Below are 25,902 nucleotides of genomic sequence, written 5' to 3' on the forward strand. Positions count from 1 at the left end.
CCATGACGTCACGTCAACAGGGCCGCCGGGCGGTGGTCACCGGCCTCGGCGTGGTGGCGCCGAACGGGGTCGGGGCCGACGCCTTCTGGAAGGCCACCAGGCAGGGCGTGAGCGTCCTCGACCGGATATCCCGCGAGGGCTGCACCGGGCTGCCGCTCCGGATCGCGGGCCAGGTGAACGGGTTCGAACCGCAGTCGACGATCGACAACCGCTTCCTGGTGCAGACCGACCGTTTCACGCACTACGCGATGGCCGCCGCCGACCTGGCGGTGGCGGACGCCGGGTTCCGGTCCGACCCGGACGAGCCCTACGCGGTCGGCGTGGTGACCGCGGCCGGCTCCGGCGGCGGCGAGTTCGGCCAGCGCGAGCTCCAGCAGCTCTGGGGCCAGGGACCGAGGTTCGTCGGCCCGTACCAGTCCATCGCCTGGTTCTACGCGGCCAGCACCGGCCAGATCTCGATCCGCGGCGGCTACAAGGGCCCCTGCGGGGTGGTCGCCAGCGACGAGGCCGGCGGGCTGGACGCCCTCGCGCACGCCGCGCGCACGATCGAGCGCGGCACCGACGCCGTGGTGGTCGGCGCCGCCGAGGCCCCGCTGGCGCCGTACTCGATGGTCTGCCAGCTCGGCTACCCCGAGCTCAGCCTGGCCGAGGACCCCGAGCGGGCGTACCTGCCGTTCACCGCGCAGGCCTGCGGCTTCTCCCCCGCCGAGGGCGGCGCGATGCTGCTGCTGGAGGACGAACGGACGGCCCGCCTGCGCGGCGCCCGCGTCCGGGCGCGGCTGGCCGGCCACGGCGCCACCTTCACCGGGCCCTCCCGCTGGGCGGAGTCCCGGGAGGGGATGGCGGCCGCGATCCGGATCGCGCTGGACGAGGCCCGCATCGCGCCCGAGGAGATCGACGTGGTCTTCGCGGACGCCCTGGGGGTGCCGGCCGCCGACCGGGCGGAGGCCCTGGCGCTGGCCGACGCGCTCGGCCCGTACGCCGAACGGGTCCCGGTCACCGCGCCCAAGTCCGGTACGGGGCGGGCCTACTGCGGCGCCCCGATGCTCGACGTGACCGCGGCCGTACTCGCCATGGAGGACGGCGTGCTGCCGCCCACCCCCAACGTCACCGAGGTCTGCCACGACCTCGCCCTGGTGACCGACCGCGCCCGCCCGGCCGAGCTGAACACCGCCCTGGTGGTCAGCCGCGGACTGATGGGCTCCAACTCCGCGCTGGTGGTCCGGTCCGCGCGGCCCTGAACCACTCCCGTCACACCATCGAAGGGACACACCCCGTGAGCAACACCCTCAGCTATCCGGAACTCGCCGAACTGCTCCAGGCCCGGGCCGGGGTCACCGTCGACCCGGGCGACCTGGCGCGGCCGGGAGCGGAGTTCGACGCGTTCGGCATCGACTCGCTCGGCCTGCTCGGCGTGGTCGGCGAGCTGGAGAACCGGCACAGCCTCAAGGTCACCTCGGGCGCCGAGTCGGCCAAGACCCCCGCCGAGTTCCTGGAACTGGTCAACTCCTCCCTCGCCACGAAGGCTGGTGCCTGAGATGCCCGGACACACCGACAACGAGATCGTCATCGCCGCTCCGCTCGACCTGGTCTGGGAGATGACCAACGACCTGGAGAACTGGCCGCAGCTGTTCAGCGAGTACGCCTCGGTGGAGGTGCTGGACCGGCGGGGCGACCTCGTCCGGTTCCGGCTCACCATGCACCCGGACGACAACGGCCAGGTGTGGAGCTGGGTCTCCGAGCGGGAGACCGACCGGGACGCGCTGACGGTGCGCGCCCGCCGGGTGGAGCCCGGCCCGTTCGAGTTCATGGAGATCCGCTGGGACTACGCGGAGGTGCCGGCCGGGACGAAGATGCGCTGGATCCAGGACTTCGCGATGAAGCCGACCGCCCCGGTCGACGACGAGGGCATGACCGGCCACATCAACCGCAACTCGAAGATCCAGATGCAGCTGATCCGGGAGAAGGTCGAGAAGCGGGCGGCGGAGCTGTGACCGGCGCGCACCGGGCGCTGATCGTCGCCCGGATGAAGCCCGAGGCCGCGCCGGACATCGCCGAGGTGTTCGCCGATTCCGACCGGGGCGAACTGCCCCACCTGATCGGCGTCACCGGCCGCAGCCTCTTCCAGTTCGGCGACGTCTACCTGCACCTGATCGAGGCCGACCGCCCGCCGGGACCGGCCGTCGCCAAGGTCGCCGGGCACCCGGAGTTCCGGACCGTCAGCGACCGCCTGACCGCCTACGTGCAGGCGTACGACCCGGCCACCTGGCGGGAGCCGAAGGACGCGATGGCGCGGGAGTTCTACCGCTGGGAGCGCTGACCGCGCGTCCCGACGGGCCCGCCCCCGGCCGTGTGCCGGGGGCGGGCCCGCGCATGCCCGGCCGGGCTCGCCCGGCTCGGGTCCACCCCGCGCGGGCACGCTCGGCGCGTGCCCGCCCGACCCCGATTCACCGGCCCGATTCACCCGGCTCGGATTCACCCGGATCCACCGGCCGGTCGGGTGAACACACCCGGGACTCCACCCGAAGGGCGCACCCTGCGCACCGGCGCTGCCACGCTCCGGTGGCAGGCGGCCGCACGGTGGATGACGGTGGATCAGGCGCACCCCCCGCGAGTCCCCTTGTCCGGCACCGTGCCGGCAGTCGCGGTCCTGCGCGCCGGAAGGATCATCCTCATGCGTTCTGCACGCACGCTGCTCGCCGGGGCGGCCGTCGCCGCCGTCCTGACCGTCGGTACCCCCATGGCCTTCGCCGACGGTGCCGCCGACCAGGGCAAGAACCTGACCTGGCAGGAGAAGCAGTCCGAGACGAAGACCTCCGACAACTCCAAGGCCACCGACGAGAAGAAGGTCGGTGCCGCCTCCGAGGAGCACAAGGGCGCCGACGAGCACAAGGCCACCGACGAGCACAAGAGCACCGACGAGCACAAGGCCACCGAAGCCAAGGACGAGGACCACAGGACCCCGCACGGCGGCGTGCACACCGGTGGCGGCGGTCTGGCGCTGTCCGGTGGCGGGCTCGCCTCCGGCGCGGTGCTGCTGCTCGGCGGCCTCGGGGCGGGCGCGTACGCCCTGCGCCGCGGTCGCCGCGCCTCCGGCGCGGTCGCCTGACGCCTGACGCGTAGGGCACCTGCTTCCGCCGCCTCCGGGCGTCCTCCCCGCACCGGGGCGGGCGCGCCGGGGGCGGCGGTCCGTCGCGGAACCGGTTGAGCGGAGGACAGGAATGACGGGCGGTCCCGCCTCTGGAATGCCCCGGCTGCTGCGCGCGGGGATGGGCGCGGCAGCGGTCGGGCTGCTGCTGATCTACAACTCGGTGGACACCGGGTCGGACGCCGACGCGCAGGACGGCAAGCCCGCTCCCCCGGCGGCCGCCGGGCCGGCCGTCCCCGGGCCGTCGGGGGCCACTCCCCAGGCCCCGGCCGGCGGCTCGCGGACGCCGGTGCTCAAGCGCGCCAAGCCGACCCGGCTGCGGATCCCGCAGATCGCCGTGGACGCGCCGTTCACCGAACTGGCGCTCAACCCGGCCGGCCAGCTCGACGCGCCGCCGCCGGACGAGAAGAACCTGGTCGGCTGGTACCGGGACGGCGTCACCCCGGGCGAGCGCGGCAGCGCCGTCCTGGCCGGCCACGTGGACACCTCCAAGGGCCCGGCGGTGTTCCTGCTGCTGAGCTTCCTGCTGCCGGGCAACAAGATCGAGGTGAGCCGCGCGGACGGCACGGTCGCGGTGTTCTCGGTGGACTCGGTGGAGACCTTCGCCAAGGACGCCTTCCCCGACGCGAAGGTCTACGGCAGGACCCCCGACGCCCAGCTGCGGCTGATCACCTGCGGCGGCACGTACGACAAGAAGCGGCGGGACTACCTCGACAACGTGGTGGTCTTCGCCCACCTGGAGTCCTCGCACCCCGGCTGACCCGCACGCCGGTCGTCCGATTCGACGCCGACGACCGCCGGCCCCCGAGTGTCGGGGGCCGGCGGTCGTGTGCGGGGGGGCGGCGGGGCTCAGCCGCTCACGGTGGCTTCGAAGGCGTGCAGGTAGGGGTTGACCGGGCGGACCGCGGTGACGGTCAGCCCGGCCTCCGCCATCAGCCCGACCATGCTCTCCTCGGAGTGCTTGGCGCCGCCGACGTTGAGCATCAGCATCAGGTCCATGGCGGTGGTGAACCGCATCGAGGGGCTGTTGTCGACCAGGTTCTCCACCACCACGACCCGGGCGCCGGAGCCGGCCGCCTTCACCACGTTGGCGAGGGTCCGGCGGGTGCTCTCGTCGTCCCACTCCAGGATGTTCTTGATGATGTAGAGGTCGGCGCGGACCGGGATCTCCACCCGGCAGTCGCCCGGCACCAGGCGGGCCCGGGCGGCGAAGGCGCCGCCGGGCTGGAGCCGGGGGTCGGCGCCGGCCACCACCTTGGGCAGGTCGAGCAGGGTCCCGTGCAGTGCCGGGTGCCGCTCCAGCAGGCTGGCCAGCACGTGGCCCTGGCCGCCGCCGATGTCCGCCACCGAGTCGACGCCGGTGAGGTCCAGGTAGTCGGCGAAGTCCTCGGCGGACTGCCGGCTGGAGGTGGTCATCGCCTTGTCGAAGACCTTCGCCGAGTCGCCCCCGTCGCTGTGCAGGTAGTCGAAGAACTCCTTGCCGAACAGCTCGGGGAAGACGTTGCGGCCGGAGCGGACCGCCTCGTCCAGCTTCGGCCAGGCCTCCCAGGTCCACGGCTCGGTGCACCAGAGGGAGATGTAGCGCAGCGAGTTGGGCGCGTCCTCGCGCAGCAGCCGGGACATCTCGGTGTGCTCGAAGCGGTCGTCGCCGCTCTCCGCGAAGATCCCGTAGCAGGAGAGGGCGCGCAGCAGGCGGCGCAGCTGGCGGGGCTCGATGTCCAGTGCGGCGGCGAGGTCGGTGACGGCGGTCGGGGTGTCGCCGAGCACGTCGGCGACGCCGAGCCGGGCGGCCGCGCGGACGGCGGCGGCGCAGGCGGCGCCGAAGACGAGCTCGCGCAGGCGCATCGCGGACTGGGGGCTGGTGTGGGCGGGGGCGGTGGTCATGGCGTGGCTCCTCGGATCCATGGGAGTGCCTGGGGCGGCGGGCGGCGAGGGGGTGCCGGGGCTCAGCAGCGGCCGGCCGGCTCGGAGCGCTCGCAGGCGTTGCGGGCGAAGGTGTTGTCGGCGCCGGGGTCGCGGTCGGCGAGGTCGGCGGGGCCGTTGCCGCTCAGCTGGTTGTCGGTGATCACGGCGCGGGCGTTGGAGACGCCGACCACGCTCCGGAAGAGGACGATGCCGCCGGAGAAGTCCGAGGTGCCCGTGTTGTCGCGGACCTCGTTGTCCGTCACCCGGGTGTCCTCGGTGCCGGTGAGCACGATGCCGGCACCCTGGATGGCCCCCAGCCGCGGGTTGGCCGCGCAGAACTTGTTGTTGCCGATGACGGTGTTGCGCCGGATGTCGAGGTTCCCGGCGCGGGGCACGCCCTCGTCGCCGACCACGAAGACGCCGGCGCAGTTGCCGCTGATCCCGTTGTCCTGGACGGCCAGACCTCGCAGCCGGCGGACGGTGACGCCGACCCGGTTGCCGGTCAGCACGTTGCCCTCGACCACGGTGCCGCCGGTGTCGGGCGAGCCGCCCTCGCGGTAGGCGTAGTTGGCGAGGAAGACGCCGGACTGGCCGTTGTCGGTCGAGCGGTTGCCGCGGATGACGGCCCGGGTGGACATCTCCTGGCTGATGCCCTGCTGGGCGTTGTCGTGGACGTAGGTGCCGCTGACGGTCAGGCCGGTGGTGCCGCTGGCGTCGATGCCGTTCTTGCGGAAGCCGGTGACGGCGAGGTTGTCGATGGTCACGCCGGACAGCGGCTGCTCCTCGGTGCCGACCACGCAGAGGCCGTGCCCGGCGGTGCCGCAGGCGTTCTCGGTACCGTCGCCGGGGACGATCACGCTGTCCGCGCCGGAGCCGCGCAGGGTGAGGCCGGGAGTGGTGATGCGGACGCTGCCCCGGTAGGTGCCGGGGAGCAGCTGGACGGTGTCGCCCGGCCTGGCGGCGTCGACGGCCTGCTGGATCGACTGCCCGGGGTGGACGAAGTGCGGGGAGCTGCCGATGTCCGCGCGGGCCGCGGGGGCGGCGGCCAGTGCGGCGAGGGCGGTGGTCAGAGCGGTGGCGGCGGCGGTGGCCGCGGCGAGGTGGTGGACCCGTCGCGTGGGCATGAGTGGTGACCTGTCTCTTTCGGCGCGCGTGGTGTTCGAGCTGGTGTGGTGGTCCCGCACGGTCCGGCGGCGTGGGCTGACGCGCTGTGCGCGGGCGGTGACGGCCGGTGGGTGCGGCCGTGTCGACGGTATGGGCGGCCTGGTGGGCCCGCCACCAGGGCTGGGCTGCGGGGCTGACGGGGTGTCGGCCGGAGGTGGGACGGCCCGGCGTGGCGCGCGGTCGCGGGCGGTCGGGCGTGGCGCGGTCGCGGGCGGTCGGGCGCGGCGGGCGCGGGGTGGAGGGGAGTGGACGCCTTCTCGCCGGGGACGGTGGCGGGCGGGGCGGCGCCTCCGGACCTCCCGGACCGGCCCGCCCGACGCCGGGGGCCCGCCGCGTGGCATGCTCGGGACCATGAGCACCGTGCCCGTACCGTCCGCCGCCGCCCGCCGCAACCCGATCGGCGCCCACGTCCCGGTGGCCGGTCGCGGGCTGGCCGGCACCGGCCTGGCGTACGCGGACCGGGTCGGTGCGGAGACGGTGCAGGTGTTCGTGGCCAACCCGCGCGGCTGGGCCACTCCCCCGGGCAATCCGGCCCAGGACGAGGTGTTCCGCACCGCCTGCGCCGAACGGGGCATCCCGGCCTGGGTGCACGCCCCGTACCTGATCAACTTCGGCTCGGACAACCCGGCCACCCGGGAGCGCTCGGCCGACTCGCTGCGCCACTCGCTGCGCCGCGGCCACGCCATCGGCGCGCTCGGCGTCGTCCTGCACACCGGCTCGGCGGTCGGCACCGCGCCCGGCGGCGGCTCGCGCCGGGCCGAGGCGATGGCGCAGGTCCGCGCGGACGTCCGGCCGCTGCTGGAGGAGCTGGACGGGCTGGGCGACGACGCGCCCTGGCTGCTGCTGGAGCCCACGGCGGGCCAGGGCAGCTCGCTCTGCTCGCGGCTGGAGGAGCTGGCCGAGTACGTGGAGGCGCTGGACCATCACCCGAAGGTGGGAATCTGCCTGGACACCTGCCACGCCTTCGCCGCCGGACACGACCTGGCGGAGCCGGGCGGGGTGACGGCCGCGCTGGACGCCCTGGCCGCCGCGGCCGGTCCGGGCCGGCTGCGGCTGATCCACGCCAACGACTCCGAGGACGTCGTCGGCGCCCGCAAGGACCGGCACGCCAACATCGGCGCCGGGATGATCGGCGCCGAGCCGTTCCGCGAGCTGTTCGAGCACCCGGAGACGGCCGGGGTGCCGCTGGTGGTGGAGACCCCGGACCGCAAGCACGGCGGGGACGGCACCGGGCACGCGGCGGACATCGCGGTGCTGAGGGAGCTGCGGGCCCGGGCGGCGTTCCGGGGCCTCGCGGCCCGTGCGGCGCAGCCGCGGGAGCCGGTGGGCGCCGGACAGGCGTGAGCCCGGAGGCCGACGGACGGCCTCCGGGCCCGGAGGGTGCGGGGATCAGCAGCCGCAGTCGCTCTGGCCGTGCTCGGCGTAGTTGAACCAGGTGGCGTGCGGGCCGAACAGGCCGACGCCCGCCGTTCCGGACTCCAGGCTCTGCCCCTCCGACTGCGTCGGAGCGAAGCCGCCCGCCATGGCCGAGGTCGGGACCGCCACCACGGCACCGGCCACGGCGACGATCACGGCGAGCTTGCGGATCTTCCCACGAAGCGACATCTGATGTCCTTTTGGTTCGTCTCTGGTCCTCAACCCGCGCCCCCGACCGGCCGGTTCGACCGCCCGACGGGCCGGGCGGCGCCCCCACCGGGGAGGCGCCGCGCCAACGTTGGCACACGAACGCGCGGCTTCGGGCGCACGCCGCAACCGGGCTGAGGCATTCGGGTGAGGCAACTCCCCCGGCCGGACGAATCCGGGCGTACGTCTGCGAATCCGGTCGAACAGGCGGCGGAGGGTGCCGGACGAGTGCCCGTCGGGCCGCCCCGCGACCGCAAGTCTTGCGGTGAGGGACCGAGCGAACTGAACAAATCCCGTCGATTTGGTGCAAGGTGCCGCCCAGTCCGAGCATGAACGGTCGCTCCACGACGCTCCACCGAGCGCGAGCAGCAACAGGAGCAGCACCACGAAAGGCGCACCACCCTCATGCAGACCAGTCCCGCCGCACCCCGGCAGGCGACCCGACCGAGCGGCCCGGAGACCCCGGGGCCGGTCGGCTCCCCGTCGGACGGCCCGGCGCCGACCGGCCCCACACCACAGAAGACCGGCCCCGCATCGCAGAAGACCGGCCTGGCGCCGCAGAGCACCGGCCGCCGCTTCGGGCTGGTGACCGCCACCGCCCTGGTCATGGGCAACATCATCGGCGGCGGCATCTTCATGATCCCGGCCGCCGTCGCCCCGTTCGGCACCGTCAGCCTGGCCGCCTTCGCGGTGCTCACCGTGGGCGCGATCGCGCTGGCACTGGTCTTCGGGCAGCTGGCGCGCCGCAGCCCGCGCACCGGCGGACCGTACGTCTACGCCCGCGAGGCCTTCGGGGACTTCGCCGGCTTCCTGTCCGCCTGGTCGTACTGGATCACCACCTGGGTCAGCAACGCCGCGCTGGCCGTGGCCGCCGTCGGGTACCTGGACGTGCTGCTGCCGCTCCACCACTCCGTCCCGCTGGAGATCACCGCCGCGCTGGCCATCCAGTGGCTGCCGGCGCTGGCCAACCTGGCCGGCACCCGCTACGTCGGGGCGGTCCAACTCGTCTCCACCGTGCTGAAGTTCGTCCCGCTGCTGCTGGTCTCGGTGGGCGGCCTGTTCTTCTTCGACCCGGAGAACCTCGGCCCCTTCGACGCCGACGGCCGGGGCTGGGCGGGCGGCATGACCGCCGCCGCGGCGATCCTGCTGTTCAGCTACCTGGGCGTGGAGTCGGCCGCGATGAGCGCCGGCAAGGTCCGCGACCCGGAGCGCAACGTCGGCCGGGCCAGCGTGCTCGGCACCACCGGTGCGGCGGTGGTCTACCTGCTCGGCACGATCGCGGTGTTCGGCACCGTGGCGCACCAGCGGCTCGTCCACTCCACCGCGCCGTTCTCGGACGCCGTGGACGCCATGTTCGGCGGCACCTGGGGCGGCACGGCGATCGCCGTCGCCGCGCTGGTCTCGATGACCGGCGCCCTCAACGGCTGGACCCTGCTCTCCGCCCAGGCCCCGTACGCGGCCGCCAGGGACGGCCTGTTCCCGGCCTCCTTCGGCAGGGAACGGCGCGGGGTGCCGACCTTCGGCGTGCTGGTCAGCGTGGCGCTGGCCTCGGTGCTGACCGTGCTCAACTTCGCCAGCGGCGCGAAGGGTGCCTTCGACACGCTGGTGCTGGTCACCACCTTCACCGCCACCGTGCCGTACCTGCTGTCCACCGCCGCCCAGCTGTACTGGCTGGTGCGCGGGGCCGGCGAGAAGGTCGACCGCGGGCGGCTGGTGCGGGACGCCGTCCTCGGCCTCGGCGCCTTCGCCTTCTCGCTCTGGCTGCTCGCCGGGGCCGGCTATGCCGCCGTCTACCAGGGCGTCCTGTTCCTGTTCGCGGGCATCCTGGTCTACGTCTGGATGGCGGGCCGCCGCCGCGACTGAACTTCCCGGCGGCAGCCGGAAACCGGACACACCACCCCGAACCCCGTGCCGCGCGCCGGACTTGTCCGGTGCACGTCCGATGTGCACGAGGATTTCACTTCCCGGGTCTACCCGCGTAGGTGACCGGATCGCCACACTGGCGCACGCAACTCAGCAGTTCTTCCGATCTGATGATGGAGCGTTCGCCATGGCCCCCACCGCACCCGCGCGCCGGTTCCTGTCCTCCATAGCGGCTGCCGCCGCCCTCGCCGCCGTGACCGTGCTCACGGCCGGCACCCCCGCCCAGGCCGCCCTGCCGACCCCGATCTCCGCCGCCACCGCCCGCAGCTACCTCGCCGCGATGCCCGCCACCGCGGAGACCCACGGCGACACCTACGACCGCACGCTGTTCCCGACCTGGATCACCATCGCCGGCACCTGCGACACCCGCGAGTGGATCGTCAAGCGGGACGGCAGCAACGTCGTCACCGACACCGCCTGCAAGGCCACCAGCGGCAACTGGTCCTCGCCGTACGACGGCGCGACCACCACCACCGCCTCCTCCTTCGACGTCGACCACCTGGTGCCGCTCTCCGAGGCCTGGGCCTCCGGCGCCTGGGCCTGGACCACCGCCCAGCGCCAGTCCTTCGCCAACGACGTCACCCGCCCCCAGCTGCTGCTCGTCTCCGCCACCAGCAACCGCTCCAAGGGCGACCGCGACCCGGCCGAGTGGCTCCCCCAGGCCTCCTACCGCTGCACCTACGCCCGCGCCTGGGTGCAGGTGAAGCAGTACTACGGCCTGGGTGTGGACAGCGCCGAGAAGAGCGCGCTCACCGGCATCCTCGACAACTGCTGAACCCGGCGGGCCCGGCGGCCCGGCGCCCACCCCGCGCCGGGCCGCCGGGCCGCGGGGCCGTAGGACTGCGGGGCCGCACGGCCGCGCCCCTCGGACCGATCAGGCCGCCGAGTCCGCCCAGTCGGTCGTGTCCGCCGGGAAGGCGACCGGGTAGGCCTCCGCGAAGTCGGCCGAGCGGGCCACGTCGCGCCACCTGGTGTCCTCCGCCAGGAGCCGCCGGTCCATGGCGATCGAGCCCTCGGCGGCGTTGACCCCGAGCGGCAGGTGGTGGGGAACGTCGCGCCGCTTGGCCACCCGGACCAGGATCTCGGCGGCGCGGACCGGGTCGCCCGCGGTGCCGTCGCCGCCCTGCCGCAGCCGCCTGTTCACGGCGCCGACCGTCTCGCGGTAGGCCTCCGGGACGTCGTGGACGACCATCGAGGTGCCGGCCCAGTCGGTACGGAAGCCGCTGGGTTCGACCACCAGCACCCGTACGCCGAACGGCGCGGTCTCGGCGCGCAGCACCCGGCTGAACCCGTCGATGGCGAACTTCGCCGCCTGGTACGAGGCGATGCCCGGGGAGCCGCCGACCCGCCCGCCCATCGAGGAGAACTGCACGACCAGCCCGCCCTTCTGCTCGCGCAGGATGGGGAGCGCGGCCTTGGTGACGTGGTAGACGCCCCAGAAGTTGGTCTCGAACTGGGCGCGGAAGTCGGCGTCCTCGGTGGTCTCGATCGGCGAGACGTTGGCGTAGCCGGCGTTGTTCACCAGCACGTCGATCCGGCCGAAGGCGGCGCGCGCCTCGGCCAGGGCCGCGCGGGCGGCCGCCGGGTCGGTGACGTCCAGTGCGACCGGGCGAATCCGGTCGCCGAACTCCTCGACGAGGTCGGCGAGTTGCTCGGGCTTCCGGGCGGTCGCGACCACCCGGTCGCCGGCTTCGAGTGCGGCGCGCACGAGGGCGCGGCCGAAACCGCGCGAGCTGCCGGTGATGAACCAGGTCTGTTCGCTGTCCTGCTGCATGTTCTGCTCCATGCGGCTAGTAAAACACCGTTGCGTTATTAGCGCAACGCCGTTGCGGTATTACGGCAACGGCGTTGCCCTACCATGGGCGAGTGGAAGACGCATCGGAGTTCCAGCGCGCACGCTCGCCCGAGGCCAAGCGCCGGCGCGAGGCCGCGATCCTGGCGGCGGCCCGGTCGCTCGGCGCCCAGCAGGGCGTCAGGGACGTCACCCTGACCGACATCGCCGCCGCGGTGGGGATGCACAAGTCGGCGCTGCTGCGGTACTTCGAGACCCGCGAGGAGATCTTCCTGCGGCTGACCGCCGAGGGCTGGGCGGAGTGGTCGGACGCCCTGACCGCGCGGCTGCGGGAGAGCTCGGAGCCGGGCCCGGCCGCCGTGGCCCGGGCGTTCGCCGCCACCCTCGCGGCCCGCGGGATGTTCTGCGACCTGCTCGCCCACGCCCCGCTCAACCTCGAACGCAACGTCTCGCTCGACGCGGTGCGCGACTTCAAACTCGCCACGCTCGCCGCCCGCGAACCGATCAGCGCGGCCGTCCGCGAACGGCTGCCCGCCCTCGACGAGCAGGACGTCGTCGACCTGGTCGCCACGGCCGTCTCGCTGGCCGGGGCGATGTGGCAGATCGCGAACCCGGGCGCCGAGGTCGCCGCCCTCTACCGCGGCGACCCCCGGCTGGCCCACGCCGTCATCGAGGTCGAACCCCGGCTCGCCCGCATCCTGACCGCCACCCTCACCGGGCTGGCCGCCGGACGGAGCCGGCCGCAGGCCTGAACCGGCCACGCCCGACGCGCCCGCCCCGGTGCACTCGGATGGATCATCTGACGTGCCGCACAAGGGATTTGACCCTACGGTGCGGCCAGGGGGTCATCCGAGCGGAAGGCTGTTTCTGGCATGGCTGGCAAATTCGAGCTGTACATGGACGAGGGCGGCATGCACCGGTTCCGGCTCAAGGCGAGCAACGGGGCGATCGTGGTGACCGGCGACCCGCAGGAGAGCAAGGACGACTGCCTGAAGAGCATCGAGTCGATCCGCAAGCTCGCGCCGTACGCGGAGCTCAAGGAGACCGCCGGGTCGGTGTGACGGGACGCGTTCCGGAACGCGGGTGGGTGGTGCGAATCGCCGACCCGCGTTCGCCTGTACGACAGATCCCTTTGGCCGGGAGCACGCCGGGCGCGGACAGAACTCCGGCATGCGCGTCGTCATCGTCACCGAATCCTTCCCGCCCGAGGTCAACGGAGTCGCCCACAGCGTGCTGCGGACGGCCGAGCATCTGGTCCGCCGGGGCCACCGGCCCCTTGTCGTCACCCCCGCCCCGGCGCGGGGCACCGAGTGCCCGCCGGAGACCTTCGGGGGCGCCGGGGCGGACGGGATCCCCGTGGTGCGCATCCCGTCGGTGCCGCTGCCGGGGTACCCGCAGGTGCGGATCGCGCTCCCCAGCCGGCAGCTGGCCGCCGCGATCGCCGGACACCGGCCGGACATCGTCCACCTGGCCAGCCCGTTCGTGCTCGGCGCGCGCGGGACGCAGGTCGCGGCACGGCTCGGAGTGCCCGCCGTCGCCGTCTACCAGACCGACCTGGCCGGGTACGCGCACGCCTACCGGGCCGGGCGGGGGCTCGGGGAGGCCGCCGCCTGGCGGCGGATCCGGGCCGTGCACCGGGCGGCCGCCCGCACCCTGGCGCCGTCCACCCCCGCCGCCCAGGACCTGACCGCGCACGGGGTGCCGCGGGTGCGGCTGTGGCCGCGCGGGGTGGACTCGGTGCGGTTCCACCCCCGGCACCGGGACGAGGCGCTGCACCGGGCGCTCGCCCCGGGCGGGGAGGTCCTGGTCGGATACGTCGGACGGCTGGCGCCGGAGAAGCGGGTCGACCTGCTGACGGCAGCCTCGGCGCTGCCCGGGGTCCGGGTGGTGGTCGTCGGCGACGGCCCCTCGGCACCCGGGCTGAAGGCCTCGATGCCGGGCGCGGTGTTCCTCGGCCGGCGCACCGGTGACGAACTGGCGCGCTGCTTCGCCACCCTGGACGTCTTCGTGCACACCGGCCCGCTGGAGACCTTCTGTCAGACCATCCAGGAGGCGATGGCCAGCGGCGTGCCGGTGATCGGCCCGGCGGCGGGCGGCCCCCTGGACCTGGTCGCCCACCACCGCACCGGCCTGCTGGTCCCGCCCCGGGACGGTGCGGCGGTGGCCCGGGCGGTCGCGGACCTGGCCGCCGACCCGGCGCGGCGCGCCGCGTACGGGCGGGCCGGGCGGGCCGAGGTCACCGCGCGCACCTGGGAGGCGGTCGGGGACCTGCTGCTACGGCACTACGCCGAGGTGCTGGCCGAGCACCGCGGGCTGGCGCCGGCGCCCACCGCCCCGACGGCGGTCGAGCCGGTGGCGCCCGTCCTGCCGGAGGAGCTGCCGGCATGACCTCCGTTCCCGACGGCGGGGCGCCGGGGGTGGGCGCGGCTCCGGTGAGCGGCGGGGCGCCGACGATCGGTGGCGCGCCGGTGAACGGCGGGGCCCTGGCGAGCGGCGGGGCTCTGACGATCGTCCGGCTCGCCAACTTCGTCACCCCGGTCTCCGGCGGCCTGCGCACCGCGCTGCGCCACCTGGGCGCCGGGTACCGGGCGGCCGGGCACCGTCCGGTGCTGATCGTCCCCGGGGAGCGGCGCTCCGAGGAGGAGACCGAACAGGGCCTGGTGGTCACCCTGCCCGGCCCGGTGCTGCGGGCCAGCGGCGGCTACCGGCTGCTCACCGACCGGCGGGCGGTGGCCGCCGAGCTGACCAGGCTCTCCCCCGACCGGCTGGAGGTGTCCGACCGCACCACGCTGCGCTGGACCGGCGCCTGGGCGCGGCGGCACGGGGTGCGCTCGGTGATGGTCTCGCACGAGAGCGCCGCCGGGGTGCTGCGCGCCTGGGACCTGCCCGGGCCGCTGGCGGGCGCGGCGGCCGACCGGCTCAACGCGGCCACGGCCCGCGCCTACGACTCGGTGCTCTGCACCACCGACTGGGCGGCGGCGGAGTTCCGACGGATCGGCACCCCGAACCTGGTCCGGGCCCCCCTCGGGGTGGACCTGGACGCGATGCGCCCGCTGCCGCTCGCCGCCCGGGCCGCCGAGCGGGCGCGGTACGCCGCCCCGGAGGAGACTCTGCTGGTGCTCTGCTCGCGGCTCTCTGCGGAGAAGCGGCCCGAGCGGGCGATCGAGGCGCTGACCGTCCTGCGGGCCCGGCGGCGACCCGCCGTCCTGGTGGTGGCCGGAACCGGCCCGTTGCGGGAGCGGCTGGCGGCCCGGGCCGCCGGGCTGCGCCTGCCGGTGCGCTTCCTCGGTCACCTGGGCGGGCGCGCGGAGCTGGCCCGGCTGCTGGGCTGCGCGGACGTGGTGCTCGCGCCCGGACCGGTGGAGACCTTCGGGCTCGCCGCGCTGGAGGCGCTGGCCTGCGGGACCCCGGTCGCGGTCAGCCGCTCCTCCGCGCTGCCCGGGCTGGTCGGGACCGCCGGGGCGGAGGCCGTCGACACGGGCCACGGATTCGCTTCCGCCGTAGGGCAGTTGCTGGACCGGCCGGAGGAGTCGCGGCGGGCCGCCGCCCGGGCGCGGGCCGAGCGGTACGGCTGGCCGGCGGCGGTGGCGGCGTTCCTGGCGGCGCACGGCGTACCCGACGACGAGGCGGTGGACGGGGGTAGGGATGAGCATGCGGGAAGCCGGGCGTGACCGGGCGGCCGAGGAGCGTCCCGCGGCGGGCGAGCTGCTGCGGTTCGTCGCACTCGGGGACTCGCTGACGGAGGGGGTCGGGGACCAGGTCGGCGAGGGCCGGCGCGGCTGGGCCGCCGTCCTGGCCCGTTCGCCGGCGCCTGAGGGGCGGGCCGTCGAGTTCACCGACCTGGCGTACAGCGGGGCGCTCACCAGCGACCTGACGGTCCGTCAGCTTTCGACGGCACTGGCGCTGCGGCCCCGGCTGGCGGCCGTGGTGGTCGGCGGAAACGACACCCTGCGGTCGGGCTTCGACATCCGGCGCACCACGCTGGAGCTGGACGCCACGATGGGCGAACTGTCCGGCCACGGCGCCAGGTTGCTGACCGCCTGCCTGCCCGACCCGGGCGGCCTGCTCCGGCTCCCGGCGCCGCTCGCCCGTCCGCTGGCCCGCCGGATGCGGGCGGTCAACACCGTGGTGCACGCGCTCACCGAACGCCACCGGGCGGTGCACCTGCACATCGCCGGGCTGCCCTGGCTCGCTGAGCGCCGGCTGCTGAGCGTGGACCGCCTGCACCCCAGCGCCGAGGGCCACCACCTGATCGCCCGACGGTTCCACGAACTGCTCACCGAGGCCGGCCACCCCCTCGGCCCGCCCCCGGCCGCGGCGCCCGCCGAACCCCCGCCGGGCCCGGCCGCCGACCTCTGGTGGATGGCCACCCGGGGCACCCGCTGGCTCGCCGCCCGCAGCACCGACCTGCCGCCGGGCCTGCTCGCCCTGGCGGCCGCGGAGGGCGCCGCCCGACTGCGCGGAGCGAGCGGGCGGCACAACGAGCAGATGGCGCGGGCGGCGGCGCAGGCGCTGGCCTCGCTGGGGTGAGGCGGCGGGACCGCAGGGGTCGGTCGAGGCCGTCGGGACCGCAGGTACCCCGACGGCTGGGATCGGTGGCGCCTTCCGGCGGGAACCATCGGGGTGGCCCGGGTTGTCGTGTCCGGGGAGACCTGACGGAGGGAGCCGGGGTGGAGAACGCGGGCACGGGCGGTCGGGAGGTCATGGCGGCGGCGGGGGTGCTGTTCCCGGACGGGGCGGGGCGGGTACTGGTGGTCCGGCTGCCGTACGACCGGAAGCATCCGGTGGCGATCCCGGGCGGCGGCTGGGAGCCGGAGGACCGGTCGCCCCGGGAGACCGCCCTGCGGGAGATCCGCGAGGAACTGGGCTTCACGCCCCGGCTGGGGCCGCTGGCCGGCGTGGACTGGGCGCTGCTGCGCCACGGCGACCTGCCGATCGTCGTGTACCTGTACTGGGCCGAACCGCTGACACCGGAGCAGGCGGCGGCGTTCCGGCCGGACGCGGCGGAGATCGGCGGCTGGACCTGGCTGACGGCGGAACAGGCCGGGCACGCGCTGCCGCCGCGACTGGCGCGCCGGGTGACGGCCTGTCTGCTGGCACCGCGCGACGCCGGACCGCTGGAGCTGGAGGACAGCCGGCCGGTCGGGCACACGCTCGGACGACTGCCCGCCGACGGACCGGCGCCCGAGTACGCCGGGCTGGCCGCGGCGCCGGGGCTGACGCCGTCGGCCGGGGAACCTCCGGAGCCGCCGATGGACCGGGACACGTACTACGCCACCCGGCCGCGCATCCGGGCGAAGGCGCGGGCGCTGTTCACCGACGCCGCCGGGCGGGTCCTGCTGGTACGGCTGCGGCCGTGGGACGGGCCGCGCGGGCAGGAGCCGTACTGGACGCTGCCGGGCGGCGGGGTCGAGGCGGACCGGGAGATGCCCCGGGCGGCGGCCCGGCGGGAGGTCCGCGAGGAGCTCGGCTGGGAGGTCGAGCCGGGGCCGCTGCTGGTGCTGGACTGGCAGCCTGGTGCGGCGGCCGACCCGGAGGCGGACCCGGCGACCGGCCGGGACACCGCCGTCCTGGTGTACGTGTTCGACGGGGGCACGGCGACGGAGCGGATGCTCGGCTCGGTCGTGCTGCCGGAGGAGGAGCTGGTGGAGTGGCGGCTCTGCGACCCGGCCGAGGCCCGGGCGCTGCTCACCGGCCCGTCCTGGGACCGTACGGCCGCCGCGCTGGCCGCCCGGGGACGGGCGGGCGGGCCGGTCGAGCTGGTGCGCGGGCGGGCCGTCGGACCGGACCAGCCGCAGGACCTGCCGCAGGGGTTGTCACGGGGGTGAGACCCGCTGGACGGAGCCCGGCGGGGGCCTGAGCCGCCGCCGGGACCCGTCCGCGGCCCTACGCGTCAGACCTCCAGGTCGGCTTCGATCCTGCCCAGCTGGTGGCGGGCCATCGCGAGGTTGGCGCGCGACTTGTCCAGCGCGAGGTAGAGGAACAGGCCCTTGCCGGTGCGGCCGGTGAGCGGGCGGATCAGGTGGTACTGGCTGCTCAGGGTGATCAGGATGTCCTCGATCCCGTCCTGGAGCCCGAGCATGTCCATGGTGCGCATCTTGGCGCGGACCACGTCGGTGTTGCCGGCCGCGGCGACGTTGAGGTCCAGGCCGCCGGGGCCGTCGAGGGTGGCCAGCGCCATGCCGCTGTTGTAGTCCACCAGGGCCGCGCCGATGGCGCCCTCGATGCTGGTCATGGCCTGCTTGAGCGCGCCGGCTGCGTCGGTCATCTGGGTAACTCCCGTTCGATGGTGGATGGTTCGGTGGTTCGATGGTTGGCGGGTGGTACGGGTGGCTGGTTCCGGTCAGCCCGCGTCGCGCGGGTCCTTGGGCACGAGGGCGTCGTTGACCAGCCCGGCGATGCGCTGCGCGCTGCGGCGGGCCTCCAGGTGCAGCCGGCCGACGTTGACGTCGGGGTGCGCCAGCAGGGTCAGCACGCAGCTGCCGCCGGCCGCGTAGGTGGCGACGTAGCCGTTCTCGCCGCGCACCAGCGACTCGCGGAACTCGCCCTGGCCGGTGGTGTCGGCGAGCCGCTGGGCCAGCGAGAGCGAGGCCGCCGTCATCGCGGCCAGCCCCGAGGGCTCGGTGCCATGGGTGTCGTGCGCGATCAACAGGCCGTCCACGCTGGCGACCAGACCGCCCGCGAGGTGCGGAACGCGGTGTTTGACGGCACGCAGTTCGGCAAGCAACTCGGTCTCCAAGGCGATCAGTTGTCTCCTTCCGACACGCTGCTTGAGCGCCCGCCTCATGGCCGGAACGACGGGGTCGCGGGCGGGGAGTGGGTCAAAGTCGGGCCTCCAGAAGGTCTCGGACCCGGGTCAGCAGCGCGATGTCCGGGTCGGGGACGGCCGGCGGGTGGGCCACGGCCGTGGTGGGCGGGCGTTCGCAGCGCGTGGGGGCGGGGGCGGCGGCGGGGGCGGCCGTGACCGGGGTGCCGGGGAGTCCGGCGCCCCGGAGGCTGGCGCCGGGGACCCGGCGGTGCAGCCCTCCGGCCGGTCCGCTCGGCAGCGGTGGGGGAACTTCGGGCATCGGCAAGACCGTTGGCGGCGCCTCGGGCACCGGGGCGGCCGCCCCCGCGTCGGAGGGGAGCACCGCGTCGGACGGGAGCACTACGTCGGGCGGAACCGGCGCACCGGACGGGGCCGGCAGGTCCGACGGGGCCGCCGCACCGGGCGGGCGCGCGGCGTCCAGCAGCCCGGCGGCGGCCAGCCGGCGGACGTCGGCCGTCACCCCGAAGCCGGAGCGGCCGAGCAGCCGGGCCAGGTCCGCCGGGGTCCTGCGGCCGTCGGCGTGGTCCAGCAGCTCGCGGCGCCGGCGGCCGGACGGGCGGTGGGACGGCCGGCGGCCGTGCCCGGCCGGCCGGACGGGCGCGGTGTCGAGCTGCCCCCACGGCCAGATCCCGTCGAGCAGTTGCCGACGGCGTTCGACCTCGCGGCGGATCCGGGCCGGGTCGACCTCCGCGACCGGCCCGAGCCAGTGCCGGGCGTCGGCCTCGAACCGCCAGACGCCGCCGGCCGGGTCGGCGAGGACGAAGAAGGCTGCGTCGAACAGCGTTCCCAGATGGCCGAGTTCGAGCTCTCCCCGGGTGAGCAGCCGCCGTTCGACGAGCGCCTCGCCGACCCTGGACCGCGGGCCGTGGACCCGGAGCAGTTCCGCCCAGTCCTCGGGGGTGATCCGGCCGCAGCCGGTCAGCAGGTCGGCCAGGCCGGGCGCCCGGGGGGATTCGGCGGCGGTCACCCGGCCGCCGACCAGGTGGAGGCTGCCGAGCGGTCCGTGCAGGGCGCCGGTGGCGCGGCGGTCGGCGAGCAGGGTGAGGGCCTCGCCCGGCGTCCTCGGGGTGGCGGCCTCCACCGGGGGCGGCGCGGTGCCGGTCGCGGCGGTCACGCGCTCACCCCAGCACCAGTTCCTCGGTGAGCGCCCGGAGGCGGAAGCGGGCGGCGGCGAGGTTGCCCTCCGCACGGTCCAGCCAGAGGTGCAGGACGAGCCTGCTGTCGAAGACGGTGTCGATGAAGCGGATCAGGTGGTAGCTGCGGCCGGCGGTGACGATGATGTCCTCCAGCGGGGCGCGCCGGTCCTCCGCCGCGGTGAAGGTCTGGCTCTCGACGGCCGCCCGCACCAGGTCGGTCGCCTCGGCGGCCGAGGTGTCGTGCTCTCCGGTCGGGCTGTCCCCGAGGCTGCCGAGGGCGAGCCCGCTGCTCCAGTCGACCAGGCTCGCGGCGCGGGCCCCGGGGATCGCCATCGCTCCGGAGAGGCATTCGTCGATACCGGGCACACCGGCTCCTTCGCGGGGTCTGGGCGGCCGGACGCAGTGCGGCGCCGACCGGTTCACCACCAGCAGTGGCTAGTTCGACACGGAAGGCTACTGCCGGATCCCATATGACGAACATTCCCATGGCATATTCACATCGGCAGCGGCCAGTTCCAGCCAAGAAATGACACACCATCAGGCCGGACGGTGCGACGACGCCACTGGCGGACCAAGGTGATCGGAGCACCGTTCACCGGCCACCTGGCACGGGACCTTGGCCGAGACCGGGCTGCACCGGAGGATTTTGAGACCGAAAATGCGATAAGAGGATGAAGCTCCGGCCCCCTCACCCGCTCAGACCTGGCCGACGGCCTCGGCGAGCAGCCGGTAGGAGTCGAACAGCGCGGTGCGGTCGTAGGTGCTGGTGGTGACCAGGAACTCGTCCGCCCCGCTGTGCTCCACCAGAGCCGCCAGCTCGGCGACGGCCTGCTCCGGGGTGCCCGCGATGTGGCCCTTCAGCGACTGCTCGTACGCGGCCCGCTCCCTGGCGGTCATCTCCCGGGAGCGGATCTCGGCCGCGGGGGCCAGTGGCGGGAACTCGCCGTGGGTGCGGGAGTACGCACTGGACCAGGCCTCGGGGACGAGCAGCTCGCGCGCCCGCTCGGCCGTCTCCGCGACCGCCACCGTGCCCGAGACCACCACGTACGGCTCGGCGGCCCGCGCGGAGGGGCGGAACCGGCTGCGGTAGCGGTCGATCGCCGCCAGCATCCGGTCCTTCCCGCGCGGGGCGGCGATCACCAGCGGCAGCCCGGCCTCGGCGGCCAGGTCGGCGCCCTCGCCGGTGGCCAGGACGAAGGCCGGGACGTGCAGGCCCTCGGCCGGCCGGGCGTGGACCCCGCGGTGGGCCTGCTGCGAGCCGTCGAAGTAGCCGAGCAGTTCGGCCAGCTGGGCGCCGAACGCGTCCGCGGCGTCCTTCTCCCGTCCGAGTGCCCGCCGGACACCGTCGGTGAAGCCCACCGAGCGCCCGAGCCCCATGTCGATCCGCCCCGGGAACAGCGCGGCCAGCACCCCGAACTGCTCGGCCACCACCAGCGGCTGGTGGTTGGGCAGCATCACCCCGCCGGTGCCGACCCGGATGCGCGTGGTGGCCGCCGCCACCGCCGCGGCGAGCACGGTCGGCGCCGACCCGGCCGCCCCCGGCACGCCGTGGTGCTCGGAGACCCAGAACCGGTGGTAGCCGAGCCGCTCCGCCTCGCGGGCGAGGGCCACCGTGTCCCGCAGGGCCTGGGCCGGCTCCTCGCCCTGCCTGGTCCGGGAGCGGTCGAGCACGGAGAGCCTGGTGGTGGTCGCGGCACTGGTCACACCGGTGCACAACGCCCGGCTCCCGCCCGGGCATTCCCCGGCCGGGAGCGGCCAGGAGCGGTCCGGCGGTGGCGCCACCGCCGGACCGCTACCGGAACCGGACTCAGTCGGTCACCGAGAACCCGTGCGCCGAACCCAGCCGGTGCAGCGAGGCCTGGCCGGGAATCCCGTCCGCGGCCCCCGCCTCGTACCCGCAGCGCCGCTGCCAGGCCGCGTACGCGGAGACCGTCCGGCTGCCGAACGAACCGTCCACCCAGCGCTGTTCGAGCAGCCCCTCGTCGACCAGCGCCTGCTCCACGATCGCCGCCTCGGCCGGGTACGTCAGGTGCCCCTGCTCGGCCCCCGGGTCGGTCCTGGCGGCCGCGACCACGTGGGCCACCGAGACCGTCCGCCGGCCGGGCAGGTAGCCGAGCAGCCGGCGCAGCGAGCCCTCGCCCGGGACGCCGTCCGCCGCCTGCCCGGAGTAGCCCAGGCTCGCCTGGTAGTCCGCGTAGTTCAGGGTGTCCGCGTCCGTCCAGTCCGGGCCCGGGCCGGAGCGGTAGTGGTCGCCGAAGCCGTGCGAGACCAGCGCCCGCCCGACCGCCGTCACCTGGTAGCCCTGGGCGCCGTAGCCGTACGGCAGGCCGTTGATGCTGACCTGGTAGCGGGCGGGCGCGCCCGGGGGCACCGGCTGCTGCTGCGAGGGCGGGTCGCCCGGGGAACCGGACCCGGCCGTGAAGTCGGGCCAGGAGCCGGGGTCGGTGTGGTCGTTGTACGGCACGTGGGCGTGCGCGTACCAGCCGCCGCGGGTCTCCCAGGCCTGTTCGTCGCGGTGGCCGGAGAAGTCGCCGGGCCGGCCCATCGGCCAGAGGTCGGGCACGCCCCAGGAGGAGACCCAGGCGTGGATCCGGTCCCAGCCCGCGCACGGGGTGTCCACCAGCCGGGGGTAGACGACGCCCCGGTAGCGGCAGTAGGGGAAGAACACCGCCTCGATCTGGATCACCACCCGCCCGGCCCGGTTGGTGCGGGTCGGGCTCTCGGCGGGGCTGAGCAGGCTCTTCGAGCGGGAGTCGGCCGGGAACAGCTGCGCCGCGCGGCCGCTGAACGGGTCCCAGACCAGGTGCGGCGCGCTGCCGGCGCCGCTGCCGGTGAAGTAGCCGACCAGGTCCTCGTAGGAGCACCAGTCCTGCGGCGCGGCGGCGGTCGCGTTGCGGTCCCAGGTGATGTGGGCGATGGCCTTCGGCGGGTACTGCTGGTCGGTCGGTGCGTGGTCGCCGAGGTCGTGGATCTCGGCACCGGGCAGCCACTGTTCGGGCATTGCGGTCTCCTCCGAACGGCGTGAGGGCATCACCTCGGTTATCGGCAGGTACGGCTCGCGGATTGACCCCAGGGCGCAAATGCGGGGCGGTGAACCCCCCGCACCCGCGCGGCCGTTCGACTCCACAGGGGGCGCTCGTCCCCGCGTGCGATTCGACCGCCCGTGCGGGGGCGGCCGATCGCGCGGAGGGGGCGCATTCCACCCCCGCCAGGGCCCCGCTGTCAATCGTTGACATCACAAGTGGTCTAGTCCACGGTGGTCCGGCGGACCGGTGCCCGCCCGTGCCCGGGGCCTCTCAGCGCGCCCAACAGACCGCTGTGGAACCGAATCTGACGATCCGATGGAGAAACCCGCACCATGCAAAGAGTCTGCCTCGCCCTGCCCACCATGCGGTCCTGCCCCGACACCATCACGGAGCTCGCCGAGGAGGCGGCCTACGCCGTCGCGAACTTCGGGGTCGAGGTGCACCTCCTCATCCTCGACACCACCGACGCCGCCCGGTTCGCGGAGAACGCGGACGCCGTGGCCGCGCTGGAGCCCACCCCCGGCGTGGTCGTCCACCACCTCGGCGAGGCGCGGCAGCGGGAGTTCCTGCGCCGGGTGGCCGAGCGCACCGGCGCCGCCGACCCCGAGCTGCTGCTCGACCTGATGCTCCCGCGAGCTGTCGCGTACGGTTCCTGCGTCAACCGGCTCTTCCTGGGCGCGGCCGCCCTGGGCTGCACCTCGGCGCACCTGCGCAACGACGACGCCGACTTCCAGGTCGTCGACGGACAGAAGATCTTCCCGATCCACCACGAGCTGCTCTCGATCGGCCGGCCGGCCGGCGAGGCCGCGGCCGGCGTGACCCGCTCCGAGCTCGACCCGGCCGACGCGGACAAGCCGGTGATGCTGGTCAGCGGCTCCTTCATCGGCGAGCTCAACGTGGACATCAGCGAGATCCACGAGCTGGACCCGGCCGTCTACCGCGAGGTGGTGCGCCTGTGGACCCCGCCGGTCTGGTCGGAGGAGGAGCGGGACGCGATGGTGGACGTCTCCTTCAAGGGCGCCGGCTCCGAGCCGTTCGGCACCGACGAGTCCGTCCTCGGCGTGCCCGACATCTGGGACGTCTACATGTGCAACATCGCCCTGGACCACCGGGCCTACGAGGTGCTGCCGCTGCTGCCCTCGATCGAGACCATCGGCAGCGACTACGCCCTGCTGCACGCCCTGGTCCACTCCCGGATGCCCGGCGTCGTCCACAACCGCCACATCGTCAACTACTACACGCCCGAGCGCCGCACCGGCGCCGGCTTCGTCTCCTACCAGCTGCGGTTCGTCAAGTTCCTGCTCTCGATGCTGTACCTGTACCCGGTCTACGGCGGGATGATCGACCTCGGCCGCGGACTGCTGGACGAGCGGCACGGGCTGAGGGTCGAGCCGATCCTCGACCTGGTGCGCGGCAGCGTCGACTGGGACCGGGCCGGGAACGAGCACTGCCTGGACGTCCTGGACCGCTCCTACCGCAAGCTGGGCGGCAAGTACGCCGAACTCGCGGACGTGGTGGCCGGGAAGCGGCAGCAGCTCCTCGACGAGGCGCGGGAGGACGCCGAGCGCTGGGCGGTGCTGGTGGAGGCCTGGGCGGGGCTGGTGGCCGCCGCCCGCGCGGAGGGGCTCGGCGCCGCGTCCGAGGCTCCGGCCTGGTGAGCGAGGACCTCCGGATCCGGCTCCTGACCGACGGCGACTGGGACGCCGTGGTCGCGCTGGAACACGACGCCTACGCGGCCGACGGCCTCTCGGAGGGCCGGGAGGCGCTCCAGTCGCGTGCCCTCGGCTCGCCGGAGACCTGCTTCGTGCTGGAGCAGAACGGCACGGTCCGCGGCTACCTGCTGAGCCTGCCCTACCCGCCGCTGCGCTGCCCCGACCTGGCCCGGCCGGAGGCGGCGGCGTACGCGTCGGACAACCTGCACGTGCACGACCTGGTGATCGCCGAGGACCTGCGCGGCCGGGACGTCGCGCTGGGCTTCATCCGGCACTTCCGGGAGCGGGCGGAGGAGCAGGGGTACCAGCGGATCTCCATGGTCGCGGTCCGCGGCGCGGACATCCTGCTGCGGCTGCTCGGCTACCGGGCGCACCGGGAGGTACCGGTGCCCGCCTGCTACGGGCGGCGGGCGGTGTACATGTCCATGCCGGTGAGCTGAGCGACCGGCCCGCTCCCGCCTGCGCCGGGACGTCCACCGGCCGGGCGGGTTCGTCCGGGTGGGGTTGCAGTTGCGTCTCCGTTCCGTTCGGCGGGGGTACGAACCGGGCGGCGGTCCGGGATCGTGGGGGCGACCACTCGTACGGCAAGGGGAGTTGCCATGGGGGACGGCCGGGGGCCGGCAGCGGAGACGGTGGCGGCGGCGATGCTGGGTGACGGGCCGCATCGGGCGGTGGCGGACGTCGTGCGGGCGCGGTTGCGGATGGTGCCGGAGGGGGCCCGGGCGCTCGCGGCGGCGGAGGCGAGCCCGGCGGACGCCCAGGCGCGGGCGCTGCTGACCGCCGCCGTCGCGCAACTGCTGGCCGCGGACCAGGCGTTCGCCCGGTACCTGGCCACCACCGGGCTCGGGAAGCCGGGCGATCCGCCGACCGTCCAGCTGCGGAGCGAGCCCGGCACCGTGCGGCTGCGGGTCGGCCCGCCGTCCGCGCCGCCGCCGAAGGGCCCGACCACCGTCCAGCTGCGGACCGGGCCCACGGCCGCCCGGCGGAGCGGCGCCGGGATCGTGGTGGCGCTCGTCCTGGTGCTGGTCGCCGCGCTGGTCGCGCTCGGCGTCCACCTGGGCTCGCGCCCGCTGCTGAAGCCGGGCGGACCGGGCCTGGCGCACGCCGCGCCGACGCTGAGCGACCCTGCGCTGGTGCGGGCGGTGCTGCCCGACGAACAGGCGATGCCGGGCGGGTGGCGGGTGCAGCGGGAGCCACGGTCGGGGACGGGTACGGCCGGGGAGCTGCCGTGCCTGCTGCCGGACGCCTGCGACCAGCAACTCTCGTACGCCACGGTGACGTTCGGCGCGGCCTCGGTGCAGAGCGTGGAGTTCAGCGCGGTGGCCTTCGTCTCCCCCGAGGCCGCCGCCAAGGCCTTCGACAGCGCGTTGGAACGCACCGGCGGCGAGGAGTCCACGGCGGTCGCCGTCCCGCAGGTCGGCGACCGGAGCGCCACCCGTACCCACGGTTCCTCGTCGGCGGTGGCGCTGGTCCGGGTCGGCGGCGTGCTGCTCCTGGTGCGCGAGGAGGGGCCGGGCGCCGCCCTCACCGCGCCCGGTCTCACCGTGTTCGCCCGGCTGCTCGCCGACCGCGCCAGGCAGGCCCAGGACGGCCGCACCCCGGACGCCTCCGCCCGAGGGACGGCGGGTTGACCGGACGACGGGCTGACGGGAAGGCGGGCTGACG

General features: G+C 75.0%; 28 protein-coding genes. 18 read left to right on the plus strand and 10 right to left on the minus strand.

Annotated features, from left to right (window positions below):
- Positions 1-2: 2 nt before the first annotated feature.
- The 6 genes from ACZ7RU_RS29100 to ACZ7RU_RS29125 all read left to right on the plus strand — a co-directional run bounded on the left by ACZ7RU_RS29100 (position 3) and on the right by ACZ7RU_RS29125 (position 3,908).
- On the plus strand, positions 3-1,241 hold the full coding sequence (locus tag ACZ7RU_RS29100) for a ketosynthase chain-length factor (protein ID WP_470343939.1): 1,239 nt from the start codon (positions 3-5) through the stop codon (positions 1,239-1,241).
- Between the two features lie 35 nt (positions 1,242-1,276).
- Complete coding sequence (locus tag ACZ7RU_RS29105; RefSeq protein WP_387759145.1) at positions 1,277-1,537, plus strand: acyl carrier protein; 261 nt, start codon at positions 1,277-1,279, stop codon at positions 1,535-1,537.
- Position 1,538: 1 nt separating this feature from the next.
- Complete coding sequence (locus ACZ7RU_RS29110) at positions 1,539-1,994, plus strand: SRPBCC family protein (RefSeq protein WP_470343940.1); 456 nt, start codon at positions 1,539-1,541, stop codon at positions 1,992-1,994.
- On the plus strand, positions 1,991-2,320 hold the full coding sequence (locus ACZ7RU_RS29115) for a TcmI family type II polyketide cyclase (RefSeq protein ID WP_470343941.1): 330 nt from the start codon (positions 1,991-1,993) through the stop codon (positions 2,318-2,320). The genes ACZ7RU_RS29110 and ACZ7RU_RS29115 overlap by 4 nt, the downstream gene beginning before the upstream one ends.
- Before the next feature lie 354 nt (positions 2,321-2,674).
- On the plus strand, positions 2,675-3,109 hold the full coding sequence (locus ACZ7RU_RS29120) for a hypothetical protein (protein ID WP_470343942.1): 435 nt from the start codon (positions 2,675-2,677) through the stop codon (positions 3,107-3,109).
- 112 nt (positions 3,110-3,221) lie between these two features.
- Complete coding sequence (locus tag ACZ7RU_RS29125; RefSeq protein ID WP_470343943.1) at positions 3,222-3,908, plus strand: class F sortase; 687 nt, start codon at positions 3,222-3,224, stop codon at positions 3,906-3,908.
- An 89-nt stretch (positions 3,909-3,997) separates the two neighbouring features.
- On the opposite strand, the gene ACZ7RU_RS29130 is transcribed toward ACZ7RU_RS29125, so the two are convergent.
- Complete coding sequence (locus ACZ7RU_RS29130; protein ID WP_470343944.1) at positions 3,998-5,032, minus strand: methyltransferase; 1,035 nt, start codon at positions 5,030-5,032, stop codon at positions 3,998-4,000.
- A gap of 62 nt (positions 5,033-5,094) precedes the next feature.
- Complete coding sequence (locus tag ACZ7RU_RS29135) at positions 5,095-6,177, minus strand: right-handed parallel beta-helix repeat-containing protein (protein ID WP_470343945.1); 1,083 nt, start codon at positions 6,175-6,177, stop codon at positions 5,095-5,097.
- Between the two features lie 391 nt (positions 6,178-6,568).
- Here ACZ7RU_RS29135 and ACZ7RU_RS29140 point away from each other — a divergent pair, with 391 nt between their 5' ends.
- On the plus strand, positions 6,569-7,561 hold the full coding sequence (locus ACZ7RU_RS29140) for a deoxyribonuclease IV (RefSeq protein WP_470343946.1): 993 nt from the start codon (positions 6,569-6,571) through the stop codon (positions 7,559-7,561).
- Positions 7,562-7,606: 45 nt separating this feature from the next.
- Here ACZ7RU_RS29140 and ACZ7RU_RS29145 read toward each other — a convergent pair whose 3' ends face one another.
- Complete coding sequence (locus ACZ7RU_RS29145; RefSeq protein ID WP_470343947.1) at positions 7,607-7,822, minus strand: hypothetical protein; 216 nt, start codon at positions 7,820-7,822, stop codon at positions 7,607-7,609.
- A 423-nt stretch (positions 7,823-8,245) separates the two neighbouring features.
- On the opposite strand from ACZ7RU_RS29145, the gene ACZ7RU_RS29150 reads away from it, so the two are divergent.
- Both ACZ7RU_RS29150 and ACZ7RU_RS29155 read left to right on the plus strand, forming a co-directional pair.
- Positions 8,246-9,703, plus strand: a complete 1,458-nt coding sequence (locus ACZ7RU_RS29150) for an amino acid permease (RefSeq protein WP_470343948.1) — start codon at positions 8,246-8,248, stop codon at positions 9,701-9,703.
- Between the two features lie 187 nt (positions 9,704-9,890).
- Positions 9,891-10,538: an HNH endonuclease family protein gene (locus ACZ7RU_RS29155; RefSeq protein ID WP_470343949.1), complete on the plus strand. Its 648-nt coding sequence runs from the start codon at positions 9,891-9,893 to the stop codon at positions 10,536-10,538.
- A gap of 99 nt (positions 10,539-10,637) precedes the next feature.
- On the opposite strand, the gene ACZ7RU_RS29160 is transcribed toward ACZ7RU_RS29155, so the two are convergent.
- On the minus strand, positions 10,638-11,549 hold the full coding sequence (locus tag ACZ7RU_RS29160) for an SDR family NAD(P)-dependent oxidoreductase (protein WP_470343950.1): 912 nt from the start codon (positions 11,547-11,549) through the stop codon (positions 10,638-10,640).
- An 80-nt stretch (positions 11,550-11,629) separates the two neighbouring features.
- On the opposite strand from ACZ7RU_RS29160, the gene ACZ7RU_RS29165 reads away from it, so the two are divergent.
- The 6 genes from ACZ7RU_RS29165 to ACZ7RU_RS29190 all read left to right on the plus strand — a co-directional run bounded on the left by ACZ7RU_RS29165 (position 11,630) and on the right by ACZ7RU_RS29190 (position 17,383).
- Complete coding sequence (locus ACZ7RU_RS29165) at positions 11,630-12,307, plus strand: TetR/AcrR family transcriptional regulator (protein ID WP_470343951.1); 678 nt, start codon at positions 11,630-11,632, stop codon at positions 12,305-12,307.
- Positions 12,308-12,427: 120 nt separating this feature from the next.
- On the plus strand, positions 12,428-12,616 hold the full coding sequence (locus tag ACZ7RU_RS29170; protein ID WP_470343952.1) for a YegP family protein: 189 nt from the start codon (positions 12,428-12,430) through the stop codon (positions 12,614-12,616).
- Positions 12,617-12,725: 109 nt separating this feature from the next.
- Positions 12,726-13,943 carry a glycosyltransferase family 4 protein gene (locus ACZ7RU_RS29175; RefSeq protein WP_470343953.1) on the plus strand — a complete coding sequence of 406 codons (1,218 nt, stop codon included), beginning with the start codon at positions 12,726-12,728 and terminating at the stop codon, positions 13,941-13,943.
- Positions 13,940-15,226: a glycosyltransferase gene (locus ACZ7RU_RS29180; protein WP_470343954.1), complete on the plus strand. Its 1,287-nt coding sequence runs from the start codon at positions 13,940-13,942 to the stop codon at positions 15,224-15,226. Before ACZ7RU_RS29175 ends, ACZ7RU_RS29180 begins: the two co-directional genes overlap by 4 nt.
- Entirely contained in the window at positions 15,201-16,085 is an 885-nt protein-coding gene (locus ACZ7RU_RS29185; RefSeq protein ID WP_470343955.1) for an SGNH/GDSL hydrolase family protein, read from the plus strand. The genes ACZ7RU_RS29180 and ACZ7RU_RS29185 overlap by 26 nt, the downstream gene beginning before the upstream one ends.
- A 140-nt stretch (positions 16,086-16,225) precedes the next feature.
- Complete coding sequence (locus ACZ7RU_RS29190; protein ID WP_470343956.1) at positions 16,226-17,383, plus strand: NUDIX domain-containing protein; 1,158 nt, start codon at positions 16,226-16,228, stop codon at positions 17,381-17,383.
- 65 nt (positions 17,384-17,448) lie between these two features.
- Here ACZ7RU_RS29190 and ACZ7RU_RS29195 read toward each other — a convergent pair whose 3' ends face one another.
- From ACZ7RU_RS29195 to ACZ7RU_RS29220, 6 genes are all read right to left on the minus strand, one after another.
- Entirely contained in the window at positions 17,449-17,823 is a 375-nt protein-coding gene (locus ACZ7RU_RS29195; protein ID WP_360356456.1) for a hypothetical protein, read from the minus strand.
- 75 nt (positions 17,824-17,898) lie between these two features.
- Entirely contained in the window at positions 17,899-18,294 is a 396-nt protein-coding gene (locus ACZ7RU_RS29200) for a roadblock/LC7 domain-containing protein (protein ID WP_470343957.1), read from the minus strand.
- An 82-nt stretch (positions 18,295-18,376) separates the two neighbouring features.
- Positions 18,377-19,477 (minus strand): hypothetical protein, encoded by a 1,101-nt coding sequence (locus tag ACZ7RU_RS29205; RefSeq protein WP_470343958.1) that lies wholly within the window; start codon positions 19,475-19,477, stop codon positions 18,377-18,379.
- A gap of 4 nt (positions 19,478-19,481) precedes the next feature.
- Positions 19,482-19,865 (minus strand): hypothetical protein, encoded by a 384-nt coding sequence (locus ACZ7RU_RS29210; protein ID WP_470343959.1) that lies wholly within the window; start codon positions 19,863-19,865, stop codon positions 19,482-19,484.
- 330 nt (positions 19,866-20,195) lie between these two features.
- Complete coding sequence (locus ACZ7RU_RS29215; protein ID WP_470343960.1) at positions 20,196-21,203, minus strand: LLM class flavin-dependent oxidoreductase; 1,008 nt, start codon at positions 21,201-21,203, stop codon at positions 20,196-20,198.
- Between the two features lie 103 nt (positions 21,204-21,306).
- Entirely contained in the window at positions 21,307-22,500 is a 1,194-nt protein-coding gene (locus ACZ7RU_RS29220; RefSeq protein WP_470343961.1) for a peptidoglycan-binding protein, read from the minus strand.
- 357 nt (positions 22,501-22,857) lie between these two features.
- On the opposite strand from ACZ7RU_RS29220, the gene ACZ7RU_RS29225 reads away from it, so the two are divergent.
- The 3 genes from ACZ7RU_RS29225 (at position 22,858) to ACZ7RU_RS29235 (ending at position 25,868) form a co-directional block, all read left to right on the plus strand.
- Positions 22,858-24,183, plus strand: a complete 1,326-nt coding sequence (locus ACZ7RU_RS29225; RefSeq protein WP_470343962.1) for a DUF6271 family protein — start codon at positions 22,858-22,860, stop codon at positions 24,181-24,183.
- Positions 24,180-24,677, plus strand: a complete 498-nt coding sequence (locus ACZ7RU_RS29230) for a GNAT family N-acetyltransferase (RefSeq protein WP_470343963.1) — start codon at positions 24,180-24,182, stop codon at positions 24,675-24,677. The genes ACZ7RU_RS29225 and ACZ7RU_RS29230 overlap by 4 nt, the downstream gene beginning before the upstream one ends.
- 159 nt (positions 24,678-24,836) lie before the next feature.
- Entirely contained in the window at positions 24,837-25,868 is a 1,032-nt protein-coding gene (locus ACZ7RU_RS29235; RefSeq protein WP_470343964.1) for a hypothetical protein, read from the plus strand.
- Positions 25,869-25,902: the final 34 nt, after the last annotated feature.

The organism is Kitasatospora sp. NPDC114501 (genome assembly GCF_055633695.1).